The sequence below is a fragment of the Paenibacillus sp. J22P277 genome (genome assembly GCF_059383675.1).
The window spans coordinates 755,391-779,789 of sequence record NZ_JBXENS010000001.1; the positions used below are offsets into that span (position 1 = coordinate 755,391).

Consider the following 24,399-nt stretch of genomic DNA (forward strand, 5'->3'; position numbering starts at 1 on the left):
CCGGCCGCAACGTAGAAAAGACCGTTCCGGGCGAATGGCCGCGAAACGGTCCAAGCGAATTCCCGGGAGGCGCATGGCTTGCGTGCGCGAACTTCCCTGCCTTGAGGCTGCGGCTCCGGCGGTATGCTCCGAAGCGCTTACAGCCGAATCGTCTGACCGCAAGCGTGAACGACTACGCCGCTCATATCTCCGCCGAGCACGTCCACGCCGAAGCTCCATTCGCCGGTGGCGGGATCTTTGGCCTGGCGGTAGACGCCCCAGCCGCGGCCCGTGCTCCAGAACGTCCGATAATCGTCCGCGGGCTGAACGGGTTCGAACGACATGCTGCCCGCCGCCATATCGAACCGGAAGCCCGTCATCGCGATCAAGAGCCCCCAGCTCGACATCGATCTGGCGTAGTGATGGCCGCATTCCACCTCGTTCCACGGATTGCGCCGGTAGCCGTCCTGCCTGTCGCGGACCGCCTTCACGATCGTCAGGCCCTCGTCGACGAAGCCCTCGTAGATGAGATTCGTCGCCACCTGGTATTCGATGCCGGTCCAGACCTCGTCGGAGTAGACGAACGGGAGTTTCGGCCGTCCGCCGTTCGGCCAGGAGCAGAGCACGAGTCCTTGCTCGTCGTGCAGCGCATAGACCCGCTGGCAGTTTACATGATCATTGAGATCGGACTTGTAGTTGTGACGGAAAACGGCCATGATCGCGCTTTTCAGCCGGTCTTCTTCCATCAGATGGCCGAGCCCGTACAGATGCGCCAGCTGCTGGCCGAGCAGCTGATCGGACAAGCAGCCGATGCCATGCTGATATTTGTAGGCGTTAACGTCATCCAGCACCTGTACGAAATATTCCCCGTTCCAGGTCAGCTCTCCGAGCCGTTTGGAGCTGCGCGGCCAAGCGCTGCCGTATCGCTCGGCTGCTTCCGCGTCGCCGAGGCCCAGAGCCATCGCTTCGCCGGCTTTCAACGCCCCGAGCAGCATGAAGCCGGTCAGCGGATTCGGCCCGTAAAATTCGATGTCGTACGTGTTATGCTGCTCGCCCTCCATGACACCGTCGCCGTCGAGATCCCAATGCGGAAGGGCGAAGTCCAGCGCAAGCTTCACGTTCGGCCATAGCTCCCGCAGGAAATCCCCGTCGCCGGACAGCTTCCACTCCCGGAATACGCGCATGACCGAACCAAGCTGGCCGTCCGCGGCGGCCGGCCCGGCACTCTCGCCCCACCGCCATTCGCAGCCGAACATCCGCATCGCCCGGAAAGCCATCTTGCCGGAGGCGTCGACTTCCTCCAGGAACTCGACGCGGCGCATGGTCCTCTCGAGCGTCGGGTACAGGAAAGCCAGCGTCTGCTCGTAGTTCCATACATGCGTGCAGCTCCCGTCGCAGGAGCCTCCGTCGTCGAACGTGCCTTCGTAGCCAAGGAATTTGCCGTTCTCGAGCCAGAAGCAGGTCGTGCTCCGCAGCACGGGCATGTTGCCGGCCATGGCGTCGATGACTTCGGCCGGCAGCGACGAGCCGAACAGCGCGTCCCGGAACGCGGACGTCCGCTCGCGAAGCCCCTCCAGGCCGCGCAGCAGATACGCGCCCGCCTCCCATGAATCCGCGAACCGCGTCGCATAATGATTGCGGATCGTCTCGTGCCCCGGTCGGGCATCCTTGATATGGTCGGACCAGCCGTTGAGCCGGTTCGGAAAGTACCAGGACAGCACGAACGGGAACGATTTGGTCTCGCCCGGCTGGAGCGTCTCGACGATGCCGAGGGATCCCGTGTCGGTTCGATGCTCCTCCGACGGGGTTTCGTACCCGAGATCGGTCAGCCGGCCATCGGCGACGAAATCGTCCCAGAACTCTTGCAGGAAGTCGTACCATGCGCCGCGCAGCCAAGCCCGCTTCACGGTCAGGCGGGACGCCGTGGTCAGGAGCGACAGATTGCCGAAATTCAGATCGCCCGGCGCCCATTTCTCGGAGGAGAAATACAAGCCCGAGATGTCCGCATCCTGCCGGAACGCGTTTACGTTCTGCCCGCAGGGCATCGCGTGATGCAAATTGCCGAACTTGTCGTACTTCAAGCCGCCGACAGGGTTGATGAGCGAGCCCGCGATGACGACCTCCGCGGGACGATCGCCGGTGTTCGTGACGCGGTATGTCAAGGAGGCGCCCGGAATGCCCGAATTCTCGGGATCGAGGGGCATCATCGGCGTGAACGCCTCCAACTCCACCTGTACCGGAAGCTCGGCGTCGCGGAAGACGACGCGCGCCATCGGGTACGTGCCGATCAGCTCGGACTCGTCGAAGCGCGGAAGACCCGCGCCCGTGAGCGGGTGATAACCGTGCGACAACGCGTGCGGCGGCAGCAGTTTGGACTCCAGTACCTTGGCGACCGGCTGCCCGCCCTCCTGCTCGACGCGAATCGCGAAAAACGTGTTGGGCATGTACGTGCCTTTGGCCGGATGGTTGAAAATCTCCCAATCCCGCAGCTCGCCTCGGCTGCCGAGCGAAATGTTGCCCGTGCCGATGCCCCCCAGCGGGAAGAGCGCTTCCCTGGCGTCTCCGGAATACGTGCGTTGGCCGCGGCCGGCCTTAACCTGTTCCTTCGTCTCGATCATCGATAACACCTTCGCTTTCCGAATGAATGGATTCCTGCGAATGATCGTCCTGCTCGGCGCGGCCTCTCGGCGGACAAACTGCCGTGCCCTGTTCGTGCTGCGTGCTGCCTTGCTGCTACCGGTACAGCGGTCCCAGCGCTTGGCACGCCCGGAAATCCGCGCCGACCGGGTCCATGCCGCCGAACGCGCTCCAAATGCTCGGACGGAACACGCGCTCCTCCGCGACGTTATGCATGCTGACGGGAATGCGCAGCATGGACGCCAGCGTCAGAAGCTCGCCGCCGATATGGCCATAGCTGACCGCCGCATGGTTGGAGCCCCAATTGTTCATGACGGCGTACACGTCCTTGAACAATCCCTCTCCCGTCAGGTTCGGCACGAACCAGGTCGTCGGCCAGGTCGGGTTGCTGCGCTGGTCGAGCTTGTCGTGCACGTCGTCCGGCAGCTCGACCGTGTAGCCTTCCGCCAGCTGCAGGACGGGCCCGAGACCCGCGACCAGGTTGATCCGCGCCATCGTGACCGGCATGCCCGCGCGCGTCGTGAAGTCCGTCGAGAAGCCGCCGCCGCGGAAGAAATCGACCGCCGGGCTCCACCGGGTCGCCTCCAGGCAGGCTTCCACGTCCTGCTCGGTGATACCCCAGAACGGCTTCATCGCCGGCTGGCCGCCGATCGTCTGACGGCCCGTGCCGTCGAGCGCCGCCGGCCCGGAATTGATCAGATGAATGATGCCGCCCGCCGCCCTGCCTTCCAGCTGATGCCCCGTTACCCGCTTCACCGCATCCGGGCTCCAATACGTGCGCACGTCCGCGAAGATCTGCGCCGCATCGGTCAACAGGTGGCCGAACAGCATCGTGATGCCATTCAGCGTATCGTTCTCCGTCGCCAGCATGAACGGCTCGCGGATGCCGTTCCAATCGAAGGAAGACGTCAGCATCGCTTCCATGAAGTCGCCGTTCGGGAAATAGTCCGTCCACGCGCGCTGGCCTTGGAACCCGGCGGCGATTGCGTTGTGTCCGAGCGCTTCCTCGCCGTAGCCGATGTCGTCCAGCTTCGGATTGCCGATCATCAGGTCGCGCGCGATCAGCGCCATTTTCACGACGGTTTCCCAGTCGCCCGCCTGCTGCTCGGCCGTCCGCCGCAGATGCTCCGGATTGACCTCGGCGCCCGGCCTGCAGTTCGCCTTCGTCCAAGCCAAGGCGCGCTCGTATTCGGCATGGTCGTAGATGCCGAGCTCCATGCGGCGCACGAATTCCGTCATGTCCACGTATTCGTTGCGAATGCCGAGGAAACGCTGGAAGAACGTCTCGTCGACGATGCAGCCGGCGATGCCCATGGATACCGAGCCCATCGACAGGTAAGACTTGCCCTGCATCGTCGCGACGGCAAGCCCGGCCTTGGCAAACTGCAGCAGCTTCGCCTGCACGTCCGGCGCGATCGTCGTATCCCCGATATCCTGGACGTCGCGGCCGTAGATCGAAAAGGCCGGGAGTCCCTTCTGGTTATGCGCGCCCAGCACCGCGGCCAGATACACCGCGCCCGGACGCTCCGTTCCGTTAAAGCCCCAGATTGCCTTCGGCCGCGTCGGATGGGCGTCCATCGTTTCGGTCGGATAGCACCAGGACGGCGTGACCGAGATGGTCAGGCCCACCCCCGCCCGCGCGAATTTCTCCTCCGCTCGCGCCGCTTCCGCCACGCCGCCGATGCAGGTATCGGCAATGATGCATTCGACGGGCAGGCCGTTGCCGTGTCTCAGATTCTCCGACAGGAACGCGGCGGCGCCGCGCGCCATCTCCATCGTCACGTCTTCGAGCGACTCGCGGATGCCGCCGCGGCGGCCGTCGATGATCGGCCGGATGCCGATTGCCGGCAGGCCGCCCTGCAGCCGATTCCCAATATGGATGTCCATGTTCATTCCTTCTTTCGTTCCGAGTTGAATTGCCTTCGAGATATGCATGAATTGCCGTCAACGCATTTGCTTGATTTCATGGCGGAAAATCTCGTTTGCCGGTTCAAGCGCCCCGTTCTCCCCGCGGATGCGGCGCAGCAAAATCTCGCCGGCCCGGAGTCCCATCTCGTAAGGCGCCTGATCCACGTAATAGAGCCCCGGCTCCTTCAAGAGTTGGCCCGCCTCCACTTCGCCGAAGGACGCGACCGCCATGTCGCCGGGAATCCGCAGACCGCTCCGCACCAGCTCGAGCAGCACGCCGTGGCTCATCCGGTTGTTCAGGGACACGATGGCCGTCGGCCGCTCCTTCTCCCGCAAGAACCGCTGAACGGCCCCGACGCCGCCGTCCGTGGAGAAATCCCCGCTGTACAGCAGCAGCTTATCTTCCGCGCCGCGCTCCTTCAAAGCCCGAAGCACGCCTTCCAACCGTTCGCGCCCCGTGCTGACCCGGGTCAAGCCGTTCACGATGCCGATACGGACATGACCGTCGTCCAGCAGCGCCCGCGTCAGATCGTACGCGCAGCTCGCGTTGTCCTCCGCCACCAAATCCAGCGCCGGCGTCTCGCCGCCCGCTTCCAGCCGCCTGTCGATCAAGACGATCCGCTGCCCGTTGCCGATCAGGGCGTTGATGGTCGCCGCACTGCCGCCTGAGGTCGCCAGCACGATCGCGTCGACGCGCTTCTCGTGCAGCAGCTGCAGCAGTCTCGTTTCCTTCTCCGGCGCCTCGTCGGAGCTGCAGAAGAGCAGTTGAAACCCTTCCGGCCCTACGACGTCCTCGATACCCCTGGATATGCCCATGAAGTACGGATTGGAAATATCCGGCGCGATGATGCCGATCATGAACGTCTTATCCTGCTTCAAGCTTCGGGCGATCGCGCTGGGCTGGTAATTCAGCTTGGCAATGGCGGCGAAGACGCGCTCTTTCACTTCCGGACTGACGTAGCCGTTGTCGTTCAACACGCGGGACACGGTGGCCGTCGATACGTCGGCCTCGGCCGCGACTTGTTTGATTGTTGCTTTGGACAAACCTCATTCACCTCTAAACATGTTGTGTAACCGTTTACGTAATCGATTACATGAAGAGATTACAACGATTGACGTTTACTGTCAATCCCTAATCGTTCGACAAATCAACAACCCGCCTCCGGACATGCTTCCGTTAGGCAACCCGAGAATAAATCGAGCAAATCGCCGTTCGCTGCCAACATCATTATGAAGAAAAGGAAAACGCCTAAATATTCCTTGACAGGAATATTCCTAATTGAATATATTCTTATTGAAAGCACGGCCGATGACAAAAATCGGCAGGCAAAACACCATGATACCGCTTCGGTTAACGGGCTGCGCCCATCCCATTCATTTAGGAGGAATTATAATGGCGAATCAAATGACGGCAACCGTAGAAGGACAAGAACTTATTCTGGAGCGCGTGTTCCAAGCGCCGAGCAAGCTGGTCTTCCAAGCATTCTCCGACGCGGAGCATCTGAAGCGCTGGTGGGGACCGCGCGGTTGGGACCTGACGGCATGCACGGTCGATTTCCGTCCGGGCGGCGTTTGGCACTATTGCATGAAATGCATGGACCCGAACCAAGGCGACTTCTTCGGAATGGAATCGTGGGGCAAAGCGGTTTACGAGGATATTGTCGAAGCGGCGAAAATCGTTTATGTCGACTACTTCTCGGATGCCGAAGGCAGCAAGGTCGAAAACATGCCTTCCTCGCATGTCACGATGACGTTCGTGGAGCAGGACGGCGCGACGAAACTGGTCAGCCGCTCGCGCTACGAATCCGAGGAAGCGCTCAGAAAGGTCATCGAAATGGGGATGGAGCAAGGCATCACCGAAACGTGGGACCGTCTCGCCGAGCATCTGGCTTCCCAGCAATAATCGAATAAGCATTTCTAATGAAGAAAGCCGTCCCGGCAAGGGACGGCTTTTGCCATGTGTCGGGACATCGCCGGAAGCCTCGAGCCGAGTACCTTCGGCAGGTCTTCATTCTACCGGTCTGGCCGGCTGTCGAAAGCCTAGTCTGATCACTGACCGTACTTTCTGTTCGCTGGCCGTACTACCGGATTCACGTGGTCTCCCGCCGCAGGATGCGCACGCCGTTGACCGGCAGTTCCAGCTTCGAAGAGACCGCTTCTCCTGTTTCGGCGTCTTCGTAACGCCGATCGTCCAGCTCCAGCGCGGCCGCTGCGCCCGAGAAGTTCAGCAGGAACACGTAATCGCGCTCGCCGTCGCGGCGCAGCTGCGCCGTTACGCCTTCCGGCAGCGCGGCGTCGATCGTCCGCCTTACGCCTGTTTCTGCGACAAGCTTGCCGTAGAAAGCCGCATAGAAGGCGGGGTCGCTCACCCTCGCAGCCTGATAATACGCCTTTCCCCGTCCCAGCGCATTGACCGTCAATGCCGGCCGGCCCGCGTAGAAGTCGTTCCCGTATACCGCAAGCACCTCGGCCGTTTCGGCATGAATCAGCTCGCAGAGCTCCCCCACCTCGTAAGCGCCCCCGAATCCAAGCGCATTCCCGTCCTGCATGACAAGCGCGTTCCGGTCGTCATCGTAAAGACCGTCGATCTCTTCCGCCCAGATGCCGACCGTCTCGCGCAGCGGACCAGGGAAGCCTCCCGGATGACAGAGGTCGTGCTCGTCCACCACACCGGACCAATACGTGATAGCCACGGTTCCGCCGTTCCGGACGAAGCGCTCGATCTTCTCCCCCGTCTCCTCCCGCAGTAAATACGCCATCGGCAGCAGAAGCAGCTTATATCCGCCGAAGTCATCGTCCGACCCCACGATATCCGCGGGAACGCCCATTTCCCATAAGGCCCGGTAATGCTGCATCACGGTCCGTTCGTAATGAAGGCCGGAGTTGCGCGGTCCCTGTGCGTCGTTGACTGCCCAGCGGTTATCCCAATCGAACAGGATCGCGGTCTCGGCCGGAACGGGCGTGCCGATCAGCTCCGGGAGGCCGGCCAGCGTCCTGCCTAGCTCTGCCACGTCGCCAAATACCCGGGTATGCTCATGGCCGACATGATCGACGACCGCGCCATGGAATTTCTCGCTGGACCCGCGGCTTTTGCGCCATTGGAAATATTGGACCGTATCGGACCCGTGCGCGACCGCCTGCAGCGAGGACAGACGGTGCATGCCCGGCCGCTTCAACTTGCTGACCGCCTGCCAGTTCGTCAGGCTCGGCGTGCTCTCCATCAGCATGAACGGCCTCTTCTTCAAGGAACGGAACAAGTCGTGATTGAAGGCGAACCAGGACGCGACATGGCCGTCCGATTTCGCTTCGTGCCAGGTCGGATAAGCATCCCAGGAGATGACGTCCAATGCGGCGGCGAACTTCCGGTAGTCCAGCCCGTCGAACAGGTCCATCATATTCGTCGTGCAGGGCAACTCCGGATTGACGGCTTTGAGCGGCGCGATTTCATGCTTGTAGAAGTCCAGCGTCCGATCGGAAACGAAACGTCTCCAATCTAGATTCTGGCCGTGCACCATCGTTTCGCCGTGAGGCGCGGGCGACTCGACCTGCGACCAAGCGGTATAGGCATGGCTCCAGAACGTCGTCCACCACGCCAGGTTCAGCGCGTCCAGCGTGCCGTATTTGTCCTTCAGCCAGCCGCGGAACGCTTCCTGGCAGTACTCGCAATGGCATTCCCCGCCGAATTCGTTCGAAATATGCCAACCGACGACAGCGGAATGATTCCCGTACCGCTCGGCAAGCCTGGCGTTCATGATCGCCGTCTTCTCGCGGTAAACCGGAGACGAATAACAATGATTGTGCCGCAGCCCGTGCAGGTTCCGCACGCGATTCGCGCCGACGCGCAGTACCTCCGGATACGCTTGCGACATCCAGGTCGGCCGCGCGCCGCTCGGCGTCGCCAGCCAGGCGAAGATGCCGTTCTCGGCAAACGTATCCAGCACATGATCCAACCAGCCGAAATCGAACACGCCTTCCTCGGGTTCCAGCTTCGCCCACGCGAAAATGCCGACGGCCATGACGTTGCAGCCGGCCAGCTTCATCAAGCGAATGTCTTCTTCGAATATCTTCGGATCGTGCAGCCATTGGTCCGGATTGTAATCCGCGCCGTGCATGAATACCGGCAGCTTGGCGCTAATCGGCGGAAACTTGGTGGTCATCACGAATCATCTCCCAGGATTGAATTGCCGCGTTCAGAGAAAAGAGGGGACGTTGGTCCCCTCCCTGCGGTTAATCGTTAATGAGCGGCGAGGAATTGGTCGATTTGGGTCTGCATTTCCTGCTGCACCTTATCGATGCCGGCCGCCTTCAATTGCTTGATCAGATCGGCTTGGCCTTTGTCCAGGTCCTTGATGATGCCGTATTCCAGCGGAATCGCATAGCGAACCATGACGTTGCCGATGTTCGACACTTCCGACTTCACCTTGGAGTCGTCGAATACGAACGTTTCCAGCGGGAAGTGGAATATTTTCGGCTGCCAGGCGTTGAAAATGTCGTCCGCTTCCTTCGGGTAGGACGCGTCCTTGCGGTTGAGCAGCGAATTCCAACCCCAATTCGAGAAGCCCGTAAAGTTGGCGGCACTCGGTCCTGCCGTGTACTTATCGTCGCCCTGCGGCTCGTAGTGCGTCCCGGATAGGCCGTACATCGTCAGATCATGAAGTTCTTTGTCGTTCTGCAGCAAATCGACGAGCATCAAGGCGCGTTCCGGATTTTTGGAACTGGAATGGATGGCCATGCCGTTCTGCGTCGAGATGGCCGCCAGCTTCTTCTTGTCCGGCGTGAGATCGGCGATCGCGAACTGAATGTCCGGCGTATCGCGGCGCGCCTCGGCCAGGTTCGCGGCAACCGTTCCCAGGTTTTGCGCGTAGGATGATACCTTGCCTGCCTTCATGTCCTGCCAGACATCGTTCTTGTTGCTGACGATGTTTCTCGACCAAGCGCCATTATCCGCCAGATCCTTGTAATACGCAGCAAGCTGCTTGAATTCCGGGGTATCGTACACGTCGAACACTTTGCCTGTCGGATCGTCCAGATCGTACGCGAGCGGCAGCCTTCTGTCATTGACATGCCAATCGTTCTCCTGCTCCAGCGTCGCTTGATCCAGCTCGTGGAATTTCCAGCCGTCGGCCGGTTTGGCGCCGTAAGCGGCGATGCCCTTCTCGTTTTTCGCAACCGCTTTCAAGTAGTTCGAATACGATTCCAGACTGTTGATTTCAGGCAGATCGTATTTGGTGCGAAGATCTTCGCGGTACAGCACGACTTTATCCGTGATCTCGATATTGTTGTTCGGAATCATGTACAGCTTTCCGTTGATTTTCGCTTGATCCCAAGCGACCTTCGGCATGGCCGCCCATGTCTGCGGCGCATAGGTCTGAAGCATGTCGTCCGTCAGCTCCAGGAAGCCGCCCTTCAGCGCTTGGTCGTTGTAGTACGCCCAGTTCGCCGTATAGGCCAAATCGAAATCTTCGTCGGCCGCGAATTTGAGCGGGTACTTCTGGTTCCATTCCGCCCAGTCCAGAAATTCCGCCTCTACCGTCGCGTTGATCTTTTCCTTCAGCTTCTTGTTCAGCTCGTCGAACACCGGCTTATAATCGACCGGCTGGCCGCCGATCAGTATCATCTTCAACTTGACTTCCTTCGACGTGTCGGGCTTGCCGGACGTGTCGTCTGCAGGCTTATTCGCCGGCTCGTTGGCCGGTTCGTTCGCCGGCTTCGCGTTCGCGTCGTCCGCCGGGGCATCGCTTGCCGGCGCGTTGGCCGCGTCGTTGCCGTTGTTACCGTTATTGCCGTTGCCGCAAGCACCGAGCAGCAAAGTCATGACGCATACGATCGCAAGCAGCAGGAAAGCGGATTTGGGTTTTCGTTTCGAATGCATGTCTTGTATTCCCCCTGTGGAAGATTTGTATAATGATAACCAGGTTGCCCTGAGATCATCCTTTGACGGCGCCGATCGTGAGGCCTTGCACGAAATACCGCTGAATAAACGGATACGCCAGCAGAATCGGGCCGATCGCGACGACCGTCATCGCCATCTTAAGGCTTTCCGTCGGAATATCGATCGAGACGACCGCGCCGGAGCTGATCAGCGCTTTGCGCATGCCGTCCATGTTGCCGAGCATTTTGTACAAATAATACTGCAGCGGCATCAAATGATCATTGGAGACGAACAGCAGCGCGTTGTACCAGTCGTTCCAATAAGCGAGCGCGATAAACAATCCGATGGTAGCAAGCGCCGGCTTCGACAATGGCACGATCAGCCGGATGAAGATGAAGAAATCGCCTGCGCCGTCGATTTTCGCGGATTCGGTAATCGCTTCAGGAATGCTGCTCATGAATGACTTCATGACGATGATATAGAAAACGTTCAGCAGCATCGGCAGCAACAATACGATGAACGTATCCTTGAGATCGAGGTAATTCACGATCAGCAGGTACCAGGGAACGAGCCCGCCGCTGAACAGCGTCGTGAAAAAGAAGAAGAACGAGAACCGGTTGCGCCACTTGAAGTCCTTGCGCGAAAGCACATATGCCGTCATCGCGGTCAGGAACAACCCGGCCGCCGTACCGATGACCGTCACGCCGATCGTAACCCCGTAAGCCCGAAGCATCTGCTCCGGATAACGGAACAGTAGGCTGTACGCCTCCGCCGAGAACGCGGTCGGGAAGAGCTGGAAGCCTTTGGCGATGATGCTGCTTTCCTCCGTAAGCGACGACGATAACACCAGAATGAACGGCAGCAGGCAGAATAGGGAAACGACCGCAAGAACCGTATAACCGATGACCGCGAGCAGCAGTTGGTCGCCCCTGCCCTTTAAAGCAGCCCGAGTCGTCTGAGCCGCGCCCGGCGTATGAGATAGTTGTGCGCTCAAGTTCTAACCCCTTCCCTAAAACAATGCGCGGTCTTTGTCGTATTTGCGGACCGCGTAATTGGCGAGCAGAATCGTCGCGAAGCCGAGCACGGATTGGTAGAAGCCGGCGGCTGCCGACATCCCGATGTCGTTCGACGCGGTGAGCGAGCGGAAGACGAACGTATCGATGACGTCGGTCGACGAGAACAGGATGCCGTTGTTCCCGACCATGTTGTAGAACATGCCGAAATCCCCCCGGAAAATATTGCCCACCGCCAGCAGAATGAGAATGATCAGCGTCGGGTACAGATTCGGAATCGTGATCTTCAGGATCCGCTGGAATATATTCGCGCCGTCGATCTGGGCGGCTTCGTACATCTCCGTATCGATGCCCGTGATGGCGGCCAGGTACATAATCGATCCGTAACCGACGGCTTTCCAGGCCGACACGATCACGAGCAGCACCGGCCAGTAGGCCGCCGTGTTATAAATATCGATCGGCTCGAAGCCGAGCGCTTTCACGAAGACGTTGATCGTGCCGTAATCGAAGTTGAACAGGTTGTAGGCGATAGCGCCGACGACGACCCACGAGATGAAGTAGGGCAGGAAGAGCATGGTTTGGAAAATTTTGCGGAACCACTTGCTTGCCACCTCGAAGAGCAGGATGGCGATGATGATTTGCAGCAGATTGTTGACCAGAATGAAAGCCGCATTGTACAGCACCGTATTGCGCGTGACGGTCCAGGCGTCCCCGGAATCGAAGAAGAACTTGAAGTTGTCCAGGCCGTTCCATGGACTGCCGAAGATGCCGCCGTCGTAATTAAACTGCTTGAACGCCAACACGATGCCGGTCATCGGAATATAGGCGAACAGCAGAAAAAACAGGACGCCCGGCAGCAGCATGAGCAGCAAGGTCCGATAGCGCGCCACGTCGCCCCAGAAGCCGCTTCGATTCATGTGTTTCCCTCCTTGATGTCTCTTGCTTCGATTATAAGCAATCCGGCGGGCGGGTCACATTCAGGCGAGCAACTAAAAATAGTACTTATTCTACGATGTTAAAAAACGCGGTAAAAAGGGCATGACCTGCGGTCGGTATGGGTCTCCAATCGCTGTTGTAGTTCTGATTTCTTTGAATGTATAAGTGCGAACACTCGAGGCGATTGGTTTGCGTTCACTGTCGGTGACAGGGAATGCGGCATTCGCCTGCTTCGGAAGCATAGACTTCGTTTTTCCGACTCCATTCCGACCTTCGGTCACTTTTTTACCAAGTTCTTAAATCTTAGAATCCCGGGGCAGGGGCAAACCATAAAACAAGCCCGGGACTTTTTAGCCCGGGCTTATAGGAAGTTAAATATTATGCTTCTTCCGGTATTCGCCCGGCGTCATGCCTGTGGATTGCTTGAACTGCCGGTTGAAATAAATGATGTTCTTATATCCTACCCGGTCGGCGACTTCGTAGATTTTGAGCGTCGGGTCGGTCAGCAGCTGGCATACCCGCTTCATTCTGCCCTCGATCAGAAACTCGCTGAAATGCATGCCCGTCTCTTCCTTGAACAGGTAGCCCATATAATTCGGCGTAAAATCGAAATGAGCTGCCGCTTCTTTGAGCGTCATCTTCTGCTCTACCCGCTCTTCCACGAACCGCATGATCTCGTCGATCAGCTTGCGGTTCTGCCGTTTTCGCTTCGCGAACAACAGCTCGGACAGCTCGAAGAACCGCCTCCTCAGCCAGGACAGGATGTCGCCCACCGTCTCGAATTGGAACAGGACGACCGGTTGATGCGACTCCCACGCGAGCAGTTCGTAGAGGTTCTCGTTCAACTGCTGAAGATCGGCATGCAGCTTGGACGTCACGCGGATGATCAGGTTGTAGACATCGTCCTTGCGCGTCAGCTGCGTTTCCGGTCCGAACATCCGCAGCAGGCAGTCGTCGATCACGACCAGATCGTAGGACAGCACCGCCTGCAGCATCGTCGCCACCGTTTCGTCGATATCCGGGACGGTTGGCGCGCTGATCCGCCGCCGCGCGGCGTCCCGGATCAGCCTGTTCTTGCCGATCAGCCATTTGACGCTGAGGGCCCCTTGCGCTTGCGCGTACGATTCGGGCAGCCGTCTCCAGTCGGGCGCGAATTTGCCGCAGCCGATCGTGACCGTGAACGGAAACGCCCGGCCGATCTCGCCGATCATCTCCTCCAGCAAGCCGGCGATCCGCTCCTCGGTCCCGGCGGTCAGCAAGACGAGCCGGGCGCTCGCAGCGCTTTCGATCAGCGTCCCCAGCCCGTGAAGCTCCACGAAATCGCGAATGCGGAGCGTCATCCCTTTCGTCGCCCGGCGGCGCGCATCATCCGGCAAATCGCGCGCTTTCCATTCGAGATCGTCGATTTCGATCAGCGCCGCGGCGGAGCTATTCTGCAGGAACGGCGACAGCAGCGATTCCAAATGCGGGTCGAGCCGCTCCGCCGGACCGCCGTTCAGCCAGCGAAGCAGCAGCTCTTGGGAAGCCAGCGAAAGCGTTTCCGATAATGAGCGCGTCTGTTCCTGTTCCTTCGCGACATTCAGGCACAGCTCTTCCAGCAAACGATATAACTCTTGATCGTCGACGGGCTTCAGCAAATAGCCGCAGGCGTTCAACTGAATCGCTTCCTTGGCATAGCCGAAATCCTCGTGTCCGCTGATGAAGACGATCTTGATCTGCGGCTGGATCGCCTTCGCCTTGCGGGCGAACTCGATCCCCGACATGATCGGCATGCGAATATCGGAGAGGATCACATGGATCGATTGCTGTTCGATCATGCCGAGCGCGGCAAATCCGCTATTCGCCGTTCCCACGATGTTGATCGGCCGACCGCTGTTCACGATTCTTCGCCGCAGCCATTCCAGGTCGACCTTCTCGTCATCTACGAGCAGCATGTTGATGGTCATCGCAATGCCCCCTTTTATGAATAAATGCGAGTATTTTCAGCTTCCGGACGCGCTGTTACGATCGGCAGGACGATGCGCACGGTCGTTCCGGCACCGTAGATGCTGGCAAATTGGATGCCGTACTGCTCGCCATAACGAAGCTTGATCCGCTCGTCTACGTTGATGAGCCCATAGCCGCCGCTTTGGATCGGCCCCTTCAGCATCGCGTCGACTTGCCTGGGTCTCATGCCGATTCCGTTGTCGATGACCTTCAATTCAATGCGGTCGCCGCCCAGCCGCTTACCCGTGATACGGATCGCGATCGTCTCGCCGAACCAGGCATGCTTGAAGACATTCTCGACGAACGGCTGCAGGATCAGCTTAATGACCTCGACGCTCAGAATATCCGGCTCGATGTCCTTATACACGGTGAAAGCCTCGGCGTACTTGACCCGCTGAATATCCAGATAGGTCTCGACCTGCTGCAATTCCTTCTCCAACGGAATGTAGACCAGCCCTTCGTTCAGCGACAGCCTGTAGAAGCTGGACAAGCCGCGCACCATCTCGGTCACTTGGCGGGTTTCGCCGAGATTGGCCAAGCTGCTGATGGTCGAGAGCGTATTGTACAGAAAGTGCGGATTGATCTGCGCCTGCAGCGCTTCCAGTTCGGCCTGCTTGCGCTGAATGCCCTGGACGTAAACGCTGTCAATCAGCTCCTGAATATTGCCGGCCATCTTGTTGAAGGCGTTCGCGATATGCACGAACTCGTCGTTGCCGCCGAACTGCAGCCGTTTCTCGAAGCTGCCGTTCTGGAACGAACGCAGGATCGTGACGATCTTTCTCATTTTGCGGCCGGACAGCCTTGCCACGACGAATCCGATGCAGGTCATCACGATAAAGCTGATCGAGCACACGGTGAAGATGATATTTTGCAGCCGCTTCGCGTCTTTGCGCAAATAATCGTTGGGCACGAGCGTCTCGATCGCGTAATTCGTATTCGGAATCGCCATTCTCAGCGTCAGGTAATTGCGCTTGACGGGCTCCCGCGACGGGGTTCCCCGCTGGTAGAGAACCGCCGACGTCGATTGATCGATCAGGCGCAAAATATTGCCGTTCTTGACCGGCACCGTATCGATATTGCCCAGCAAATCGTCGATCCGGGCCGTAATGCGCAAATAGCCGACCGCGGTCTGATAGTCGCCGAACGAGACGAGCCGATGCAGATGCGAAAGGTTGCCGAGCCCGCCGTCGGTCTCCACCTGCATCCAACGGTCGTTCGATTGGATGGACCGAAGCCAATCGCTGTCCTTGACGGTCAGCCACGACAGAATGTAATAATCGCTTCCCTTGATCGGCTGGGACAAGTCGTTTCCCTGCACCTCGTACAGATCGCCGTTGGTCGTATAGAGGATCAGGCGAATCGGATTGGCGAACAGCTGCAAAGGCGCCCGCAGCTGAGGGACGATCTCGTCGATCATCGTCAAGTAGACGGCATAGGAATCGCCCTTCTTCTGCAGCGCCCGCTGGAAGGGAACGCTGTAAAAGAGCGTATCCGAGATTCGCCGGATCTCGTCCATCTGGTATTTGAAATTGTTGCGCGTCTGCCCCATCGCGGTCTGGATATTGGACTTTGCGATCTCTGTCCGGGATTGAATCAGCATGGAGTAAGACAGATACCCGATGACCGCGTCCGTGAGCAGCACCAAAATCAGATACGGAATCATCATTTTATAGGAATACGGAATATACCGCTTAAACGAATATGACTTTCTCATGCCGTCCCCGCCTATTGTTTATTGCCGATCGCTCGATGCACGGTACCTTGCGATCTATTATACAACCGATCCTTCGGAACTTGCCGCATAGTTTCATTGTCATTCCGCTCGATCGCCGTGCCGTGCGACAGTACGGTCCGGAAGGGCTGCGGGAAGAGGCGTAATTCGATATTCAAAGTTGAACGCCGCCGCAAAGCGATGCCAAAAAGCCGCATCGCTGCGGACTGTTTGGAGCTACTGCAATTGATAGAGCCGGTACAGCATAACCGCCGCTTGAGCTCTCGTCGCATGCGCCGCAGGAGCGAAGCGGCCGGAAGAAATGCCTTCAATCAATCCCGCCTGCCGCAGTGCCGCAACGGCATCTGCCGCATAGGAGGCGATCGCCGATCGATCCGCGAATCGAACCGCAGCCTTGGTCGAAATCAAGCCCTGCGGCAGCTTCTTGGACGCATTGTAGACGATGACCGCCATATCCTGCCTGGTCAGGGGATCGTTCACGCCGAAGCTGCCGTCGGTCTTGCCCGTCACGATGCCAAGCTGCCCTGCGGACGCGATCGCATCCGAGTACCATTGTCCCGGCAGCATATCGGTGAAAGGCGACTTGCCGTCCTGTCCTGCGCTCGACAATCCGAATGTCCGCATCAGCAGCGTCAGGAATTGCGCGCGCGTAATGTCCGCATTCGGGACGAACTCGTCCTTCGTCATGCCATTCACGGCATCGCGCGCGGCCAATGCCTCCACGGCTTCCCTAGCCCAAGGCACCGTCCGAAGATCGCCGAACGTCACGGGGTTGTAGAGCGCGGCGAATTTGCCGACACGCACGGGATACCCTTCGATTTTCCCGGCAGCGGGGTTGAACTTGCCATTCGTCAAGGTATCCAGTCCGCCTTCGTCGTTGACGTTGACGATGATGACCTTGTTCAACTCTCCGTCCGGCGCCTTCGGATCCGGATTCAGCGCTAGTTGAACCTCCCGGCCTTTGAAAGCGTCGACCGGCGTCCCGTCGATACTCAGCGAGAAATCGTAAACCGGGCTCCCATCCAGCCTTGCTGTGATGTCGTCTGGATGCGTATTCGGATCGACCAAGGTCACGGTAAGCTGAAGCTTATCGGCGTCGGCCTCTGCATGTTCAAGCAAGGACGTCCGAAGCGTCACGCCCGCGAGGCCGGTTTGCACCCGGATGCTCTGAATTTCGTTGTCCCCGCTCGCCCGCAGCGCCTGAACCGGGAACGCGAGCTTCACTGCTTTCGCTTCCGACGAAGGCTCGACGTTGACCGTGATCTTGCCTTTAATCGGTGCCGAATCCCCCGCTGCGGCAATGTCCGCCGAGCGAAGCTCGTAGTCCGCCGTGCCGTTTGCGTCCACATTCGGAACAATCGTCACCTTGCCTTGTGCTACCACCGCATTCGGTACGGCAGGCTGTACCGGCACCGACGTTCCCGGCCCCGTGCCAGTCCCTTGACCCGGAAGGCTGCCGGTTCTCACAAGGGTCACATGATCGAGATACCCCCAATAATCGGCACTGCCCGATGCCGTCAGCGTAATGGTCGCCTTGCCGTCCGTCACCTTGATCTCCGGTATGCTGACCGTTCCCCAGATATTTTGCCAATCGGCGGTCTGGCCTTGATTGATCACCGGCTTGGACGTCGACCCGTCCGCCGTTGCCGCCGACAGCATCAATGACGCGACTTTCGGGTCCCCGGCCGCTCTTCCGTCGGTGCCGATCATGAGGTTGCTCTTGCCGGCAGACTGCGCAGCCAGCGTGTAGTACCCGTTCTCCAGACCGCTTACTTGCTGCTGCAGCATGAAAGAATACGCCTCTGCGGACCAATAGCTGAAATAGCCGTCGCCGGCGTATACCTTACCCTCCCCCGCTTCATGCAGCGGTCCGAAGGCAGAATTATCGCTGTTGCCTGCCGCAACGCCGGTCAAGGTCCACGCCCCCAGTTCTCCATCCCGTTCGAAGCCGCCGTCCGGCACGAGCGCGGCCGCCGCGGTATCGTCGACGCGCAGATTCAGCGACTCCACCTCGCTGTTCGCGTAACCGGGACTTGCCGCCATCGTTCTCAGCACCGTGTTCTTCTTGATCGTGACGGGACCCGCGTACACCAGCGTCGTGCTGGAGTTGCTGGCATAGCCGGGCTCGCTGCCGTCCACCGTGTAATAGAGCGCGGCTCCGTCCGTACCGCTGCTCAGTTCGACTTGGGTTCCTGTCGGCAGCAGGGTATCCGGTTCGAGCGGACTCCCGTTAACAGCAGCGCTGGCGGGTTCGGCCATCGTGGCCGTATCCGTCGTGGTCGGGAGACCGAAATACAGATCGTCGATATCTCCCCAAGCTCCCGCATCGCCGTTGATGTTGACGCCGAGCTCGACATGTCCCGACGTGACCGGAACTTGAACGCTGTACATTCTGAAATTGTTCCAACCCGCAGGCGTCGCGTTCGCCTTTACCACTGCGGAAGGGTCCGCGGCATCATAGCCTGTCGCGTACAAAAATGGAACAGCCGCTCCTCCGAGCGCATCCCCGTCGATCCATGCGGAGAACGTATAGACTGCGTTCGCGACATCCAGCGACTGGGATACGACTGCGTTGTCGAATGCGGCATCGCTCCAATAATGAATGGCCGAGCTGCCCGTGCGCGGCGTCGAACCGGCGCCCTGCGGCGCAGCGACGCCAGAATTCGTGACGTCCCAGCCGGCCGAACCGCTCTCCAGGCCCGGATTGACCAGCAAATTGGCCGGCTGCGAGCCATGAACCGTCACGATGGCGGAGGCCGCAGCCGGGTTATCGCCGATCGTCCCGAAGGCCTTGTACACGCCGGGCTCCATCCGGTCGACGGCCAAAGTATCCCATGCCGTTACGGTAACCGACCTGTATTTCCCGTCGCCGTACTGCCCCTTCACTTCGGAAGGAAGCGTCAACGTCCCTCCGGCTTCCATCTTGACCGTGACGGGATCCGCCTTCACGAGCACGGCGTCCGGCACCGAAGCCGCATTCCTCACCTGCCGGAAGACGTCGATAGACGGCAGCGCTTTGCCGGAGAAATCGAACAGCGCCTGATTCTCCCAACCGCTGCCTTGTCCGGCGATCCAGCCCGTATCGGTTCCCGGAAGCCAATCCGCCCCCCAGTAGAACAGCCCGAGTCCCTGATCGTTCGGCACGTTCGCCAGATTGCCGATGATGTCGCGCATGGCCGCCGCTTGGCCTTGCGGCGTCGGCGCGTAGCCCGCTGTATAGGCACTGGACTGATCAAAATTATTGATCGTCTCGTCTCCCGGCTGCAGCGTCCAGGCATACGCGGTTTCCGCAACGACGACCGGTTTATCGTACCGGCCGGCGAGCGTATTCAGGATTTGCGCATCCTGCTCCATCGTGCCATGCCAGAACGGATAGTAGGAAATACCGATCACGTCGAAGTCCACCGCCGTGGCGCCGGTCGTCCATTTATCGAGATTCCAAGTGAACGTATCCGCGGTGCCGCCGGAGCTGCCCGCGATATGGATCATGATGCTGATCGCGGGATCGACCGCCCGCACGGCCGCGGAAGCCTTCTGCAGCAGCGGTGCCGCCTTGTCGGCGGAATTGCCGTCGGGCCACAGCAGGCCGCCGTTGATTTCATTGCCGATTTGCACCATATCCGGCTGAACGCCTTCTTGCTTCATTTTCGCAAGCGAGTCGAGCGTGAACGCGTAGACATCCTGCTCCAATTCCGCCCCGCTGTCGTTCATCCAAGCTTTCGGCTTGTTCTGTTTGCCGGGGTCCGCCCAGAAGTCGCTGTAATGAAAATCGAGCAGAACGCGCATGCCCAGCGCCTTCGCCTGCTTCGCAATGGCGATATCGCTGGCCAGATCACTGTTGCCGCCGCCGATCGGCTGTCCGAACGCATCCGTCGGATCGTTCCAGAGCCGAAGGCGGATATAGTTCACGCCATGGTTCTTGAGCACCTGCAGGGCGCTCATTTCCGAGCCGTCCGTGTCGTAGTACTTCTTGCCCGCCTTCTCGATCTCATAGAGCTCGGACACGTCGGCCCCCATCATAAAGTCGCTTCGCTGCCCGTCCTGCAGCCCCGCTACCGGCGCCACGGCAACCGCCGGCGTCTGCGCAACGTTGACCTCTTGCCCGGCTGCTTCCGCTCCCGCAGCGTACGCGAAGCTCGGCGCAATCAGCAGCAGGGATAGCAATCCTGCGATCGCGGTACGGTGGTTCATGCCCCTCATTTTCATCGTCCAGCCTCGATTCTCTCTCGATTTAGTATGGCGCTCGATACGCCTCCGCGCCGATGTAAGCGCTTATCATATTCATTGTAGGCGCTGCGCCGTCACCCGCACATCCAGAGAATCAACAATATGTAATACCATTTCCACGAAATGCCCATTGCCGTAGCAACGCGCACGCGCCGACGCCGGCGAATAGGCTGCTCCATGTTCGGAGCAGCCTTGGGTCGGCGGCTGCGCAAGGCCAGCATTAACAACCTTCGATAAAGCGCAACAAAAAAAGAAAGCCTGTTGAGGCTGCTCAACAGGCTTCGCTTCCATGCAATAGAGACTTGCTTCAATGCCGCCGGCGAAATGAAAACTTCCGGGTTCGAGTGAAGTCGCCCGGTTTCGGGCATTCCTTGCGCCGGCTAGTCGATGTCGAACCGATCGCTCAACACTTGGAAGACGTCGAACGAAACGAAGAAGTCGGTCGATTTCGCATTTTTCTGCGCGATATTCACGATCTTGATCGTATGGATATCGTCGCTGAGCGGAGCCGACTCGAACACGCGCGACTTGTATTGATAGGTCGGGCTGTAGTAATCGACAGGGCTTGGCGTGGCCAGCTTGCCGTCGATATAGATCTCCGCTTTGCCTCGGTTCGGCCCCTTGGTGCCGAGCACGATGACTTGGGAGCCTCGGAAGGAAAGCTCCACGGAGTTCCCCGCCCGGTTCGAGTATTTCGCGCTTCTGCCGTAGTTTTTCGTGGACAGATTCGTCGTCCAGACGCCGTTGAACGCGACCTCCGGATTCGTGTCTTCGAAATTCGTAGTGGTCGTCGTGCCCGCGTCATCCTTCGCCGCCTTCGTCACGATAAGTCCGTCGACGGTAATCGGCAGATAGGTGATGCCTTCCGGCTGGCTGATATTGACGATGCGCAGATAATGCTTGCCGTCAGGCAGCTCTCCCGTATCGTACACCTGCGCTTGGTTCGTCGTCGTATCGTCGTACTTGCGCAAGTTTACGACCTTCTCCGTCTCCGCCCGATCATCCGTCGTGACCACCATGGTTCCGGCGACTCCCTGCGTGGAAAGCAATACCGCCCTCGTCCCCGTGAACGACAGAACGGCGGTGTCTCCCTCGGTGATCGTCCTCATCGCATGCCCGTTCGAGTAGCCGGAATTCGCGCTCGGCGCCCAGGTGCCCGTGTACTTGAAATTCGCGTCGTTTTCTTCGAGCTTGACGGTGTAGGGCTCCGATGGATTCGCAACGCGAAGCGCATCGACGTCGATGCCGTTGCCTCGCGATGACGGATCCTGATTCCCGGTCCATTTGATCTCCATGGAATGGGATCCGCTCGGCAAAGTTTGCTTATAGATGACCTGCTTGGGCTGCGTCCATCCGCTGTACAAAGAAGGGGAAGCGACCTTGACGCCGTCGATATACACGTCGGCGATGCCCAGATTGCTGTCCTTGTAACCGATCCAGGCAATCTCGCTGCCGCTGAACGAGAAGCTGACTCCGCCTTCGGCGTTCAGACGCCGCGCCGTTCCGTTCGAATAAAATTCATCGGCCACCTTCGCCCACGGTCCGGTGAACGCCAGCGCGGCATCGGAGTCCTCGTAGCTGCCTTCCGGGTGCACCGATTGATCATGGGATACGCGAAGGCCGTACGTGCCCGCCCCCGCGAACGCGCGAACATCGATGGCGTAATTGCCCGTCTCTTCGGCTTGATAAACAATGGATTCCGTCGAGGTTCCCTCGTTCTCGGAGTATGCGGCCATGCCGCCGCTGGCTTCGATCGTCGTGGCGGAAGGGCCGTACAGATAGAGATCGAAATCCGTATCCGGGCTGCCCGTAAGCGAAAGCGTCAGCTTGTCGCCCGCGAACAGGCGAACGTAATAGACGTCATCCGGATCCGCCGCTTCGTCCAGCGTGCCGTTCTGGCTTTCCCCGGCAAACGGTTTGCCCGGCAATTCGTCGTCGGACAGCACCTTGAAAGCATCGATCATGCTGCCGCCGGACGTCTTGTTCTTCAAGGCATCCACCGGTTTCCCGCCAAGCTTGATCCGGTCCTTGACCGCTTCCGCCGTCTCCGACGGGTCCTCGCTCAGGATCAATGCCGCGGCGCCGGCCGCGTAAGGCGCGGCCATCGACGTGCCGGAATTCCGGCCGTAATCGTCGACGGGAATTTCCAGATTGATCTTCGCGATGGCCGGATCGTTGGTTTCGACGTCGCTGAAATTCAATTGATCCGTCAGATTGTATTGGGCGCCGTCAAAAACGGTACCCGGCTTGCCCAGGGCGTACGTCCAGGATTCGTAATCGGGTTCTTCGAAACGAACGAAATCCAAACGCAGCGTGTCGCGCATGAACGGGGAACCCGCCAGCTTGTAGAGCGAGCCTTCGCCCGTAAGCAGCAGGCGCTTGCCTCCGTTCAAATACGCCGTCAGGTTATCCTGGTCCGCCGGTTTCAACGCCGTGGTGAAGGCGCCGCTGCCCAAGCCCGTGAACCAAACGACCTCGTCGTACTTGTTCAGCGTCTCCAGATCAGGGCCGTCGGCGCCGAGCGGCACCGTCTCCACATCGTACGAATAACCCGAAGCATCGAGCAAATCGGTATAGACCTCCAGCACGTCCGGAGCGGCGCCGCCATCATGCTCGTCGTCCTGCACGAGCAGGACGGACGGCTTCGCCGCGTCGGATGCGGCCAAATACCGCATCGCCTGATCGAACGCCTGCTGCCTTTGATCCGGAGCGGGCATCGATTCGAAGCCGAACACGTTGTAGATCGCCTTGAAATTGCCGTCGTCGATCTGCGCGCCAAGCCCGATATTCCGGGACGGCTCCGTGCTTAGCACCGCCACGCCGGGAGCCGCGATATCAACGGTGCGCGGGCCGTAGTTGCTGAACCAGCCCAATAATCCGTCGGCGCCGAGCGCCGCGATGCTGATGATGTTCTTGCTGCCGTAAGATGCCGGATACACCGGGGTTACATCCAGGTTTTTCGGTTCCTTCACGGAAAAATCCGCTTTGGGCTCATTGCCCGCGGCGACGGTGAAAAGCATCGGCGAGGCGTCGATCGCATCCTTCAGCGCCCGGCTGTACGTATCGGTCGTCCAGCTCAGGTTGGCAATTCGGGCCCCGGCGCGCTCCGCATACTGGATCGCCTGAATGACGTCCGATACATAACCCGAGCCATCGGGTCCCAGCACCTTCAAAGGCAACACTTTTACGCCCGGCGCGACGCCGGAAATCCCGATGCCGTTATTCGCCGAAGCCGCGATAATGCCCGCTACTTCGGTCCCGTGATAGTCGCCTTGGCCGGCGTCGAAGACGGTGCCGTCCCGGTTGTAGAAATCCCAGCCATGGACGTCGTCCGCGAACCCGTCGTTATCGTCGTCCTTGCTGTTATCCGGAATTTCGCCCGCGTTCGTCCAGATGCTGCTCTGCAGATCGGGATGGTCAATGTCCACGCCGGTATCCAGGACCGCGACGACGGTGCTGCCGCTGCCCTTGCTGATGTCCCATGCGTTTAGCGCATTGATGTCGAAGCCGGGAAGACCTTTCACGGGTCCGTCGATCACTTGGCCTACGTTGCGAAGCCCCCATTGTTCCGGGAACAACGGGTCGTTCGGCACGGAAGCGAAATGAACCTTGACGTCCGGCTCGGCGTACAGGACGTTCGGATCCTGCTTCAACTCGTCGAGGACGCCGTTCGCGTCGGAAGCCGACGTTGCCAGCACCGCCAGGTCCGATCCCGGCACCTCCCAGGTATCCGCGATCGAGGCTTGCGCGCGCAATGACGTACGATTGGCACCCTGCTTGTACTTCACGATAATCCGGCTGCTCTCTGCCGGCGCTATCCCCAGCTTCCCGTAGCCTGCCAGAAACTTGTCCTGCTCGGTGGTCGGAAGCGTCCGATCGGGCGTCTGCGAGGCGTCCGCGTCGGCCGGCCCGGATACAAGGCCGGGATCGTCCGCTTCCGCGGGCCAATGGCTTTTTCGTTCTTGGTGCGGATTCGTCTGCGCCGCCGGATCGGCGTGCGCCGTCCAACCCGGAACGGAAGGCCCGAACGCGACCGATATCGAAAGCACCGTCGTAAGCGCATGTCTAAGCACGTTTCTTTTCAAGGTTTTGGCTCCTTTTGTCACTGA

13 protein-coding genes are annotated in these 24,399 nt (G+C 59.5%); 1 reads left to right on the plus strand and 12 read right to left on the minus strand.

Going from position 1 to position 24,399, the window contains the following annotated elements; genetic code table 11:
- Positions 1-137 precede the first annotated feature (137 nt).
- The 3 genes from AC50YL_RS03865 to AC50YL_RS03875 form a co-directional block, all read right to left on the minus strand.
- A complete protein-coding gene (locus AC50YL_RS03865; RefSeq protein WP_494829433.1) occupies positions 138-2,597 on the minus strand; it encodes a GH116 family glycosyl-hydrolase in 2,460 nt (819 codons plus the stop codon).
- Positions 2,598-2,712: 115 nt separating this feature from the next.
- A complete protein-coding gene (locus tag AC50YL_RS03870) occupies positions 2,713-4,503 on the minus strand; it encodes an L-fucose isomerase (protein WP_494829434.1) in 1,791 nt (596 codons plus the stop codon).
- Between the two features lie 57 nt (positions 4,504-4,560).
- A complete protein-coding gene (locus AC50YL_RS03875; protein ID WP_494829436.1) occupies positions 4,561-5,568 on the minus strand; it encodes a LacI family DNA-binding transcriptional regulator in 1,008 nt (335 codons plus the stop codon).
- 346 nt (positions 5,569-5,914) lie between these two features.
- On the opposite strand from AC50YL_RS03875, the gene AC50YL_RS03880 reads away from it, so the two are divergent.
- Positions 5,915-6,427, plus strand: a complete 513-nt coding sequence (locus AC50YL_RS03880; protein ID WP_494829794.1) for an SRPBCC domain-containing protein — start codon at positions 5,915-5,917, stop codon at positions 6,425-6,427.
- Positions 6,428-6,614: 187 nt separating this feature from the next.
- Here AC50YL_RS03880 and AC50YL_RS03885 read toward each other — a convergent pair whose 3' ends face one another.
- The 9 genes from AC50YL_RS03885 to AC50YL_RS03925 form a co-directional block, all read right to left on the minus strand.
- A complete protein-coding gene (locus AC50YL_RS03885) occupies positions 6,615-8,681 on the minus strand; it encodes a beta-galactosidase (RefSeq protein ID WP_494829438.1) in 2,067 nt (688 codons plus the stop codon).
- Positions 8,682-8,758: 77 nt separating this feature from the next.
- Positions 8,759-10,396 (minus strand): ABC transporter substrate-binding protein, encoded by a 1,638-nt coding sequence (locus tag AC50YL_RS03890; protein ID WP_494829439.1) that lies wholly within the window; start codon positions 10,394-10,396, stop codon positions 8,759-8,761.
- A 55-nt stretch (positions 10,397-10,451) separates the two neighbouring features.
- Positions 10,452-11,315 carry a carbohydrate ABC transporter permease gene (locus AC50YL_RS03895; RefSeq protein WP_494829796.1) on the minus strand — a complete coding sequence of 288 codons (864 nt, stop codon included), beginning with the start codon at positions 11,313-11,315 and terminating at the stop codon, positions 10,452-10,454.
- Positions 11,316-11,405: 90 nt separating this feature from the next.
- Positions 11,406-12,326, minus strand: a complete 921-nt coding sequence (locus AC50YL_RS03900) for an ABC transporter permease (protein WP_494829441.1) — start codon at positions 12,324-12,326, stop codon at positions 11,406-11,408.
- Between the two features lie 390 nt (positions 12,327-12,716).
- On the minus strand, positions 12,717-14,291 hold the full coding sequence (locus AC50YL_RS03905; protein WP_494829442.1) for a response regulator: 1,575 nt from the start codon (positions 14,289-14,291) through the stop codon (positions 12,717-12,719).
- 14 nt (positions 14,292-14,305) lie between these two features.
- Entirely contained in the window at positions 14,306-16,045 is a 1,740-nt protein-coding gene (locus AC50YL_RS03910; RefSeq protein WP_494829444.1) for a sensor histidine kinase, read from the minus strand.
- A 234-nt stretch (positions 16,046-16,279) separates the two neighbouring features.
- A complete protein-coding gene (locus AC50YL_RS03915) occupies positions 16,280-20,269 on the minus strand; it encodes a glycosyl hydrolase 53 family protein (RefSeq protein WP_494829446.1) in 3,990 nt (1,329 codons plus the stop codon).
- Between the two features lie 75 nt (positions 20,270-20,344).
- Entirely contained in the window at positions 20,345-20,581 is a 237-nt protein-coding gene (locus tag AC50YL_RS03920) for a hypothetical protein (protein ID WP_494829447.1), read from the minus strand.
- Positions 20,582-20,670: 89 nt separating this feature from the next.
- On the minus strand, positions 20,671-24,375 hold the full coding sequence (locus tag AC50YL_RS03925; protein ID WP_494829449.1) for a S8 family serine peptidase: 3,705 nt from the start codon (positions 24,373-24,375) through the stop codon (positions 20,671-20,673).
- Positions 24,376-24,399 lie beyond the last annotated feature (24 nt).

Excerpts from the sequence above, each read along its gene's own strand:
- AC50YL_RS03865 (WP_494829433.1), bottom strand. The coding sequence starts at position 2,597 with ATGATCGAGACGAAGGAACAGGTTAAGGCCGGCCGCGGCCAACGCACG.
- AC50YL_RS03870 (WP_494829434.1), bottom strand. The coding sequence starts at position 4,503 with ATGGACATCCATATTGGGAATCGGCTGCAGGGCGGCCTGCCGGCAATC.
- AC50YL_RS03885 (WP_494829438.1), bottom strand. The coding sequence starts at position 8,681 with ATGACCACCAAGTTTCCGCCGATTAGCGCCAAGCTGCCGGTATTCATG.
- AC50YL_RS03890 (WP_494829439.1), bottom strand. The coding sequence starts at position 10,396 with ATGCATTCGAAACGAAAACCCAAATCCGCTTTCCTGCTGCTTGCGATC.
- AC50YL_RS03900 (WP_494829441.1), bottom strand. The coding sequence starts at position 12,326 with ATGAATCGAAGCGGCTTCTGGGGCGACGTGGCGCGCTATCGGACCTTG.
- AC50YL_RS03905 (WP_494829442.1), bottom strand. The coding sequence starts at position 14,291 with ATGACCATCAACATGCTGCTCGTAGATGACGAGAAGGTCGACCTGGAA.
- AC50YL_RS03910 (WP_494829444.1), bottom strand. The coding sequence starts at position 16,045 with ATGAGAAAGTCATATTCGTTTAAGCGGTATATTCCGTATTCCTATAAA.
- AC50YL_RS03915 (WP_494829446.1), bottom strand. The coding sequence starts at position 20,269 with ATGAAAATGAGGGGCATGAACCACCGTACCGCGATCGCAGGATTGCTA.
- AC50YL_RS03920 (WP_494829447.1), bottom strand. The coding sequence starts at position 20,581 with ATGGAAGCGAAGCCTGTTGAGCAGCCTCAACAGGCTTTCTTTTTTTGT.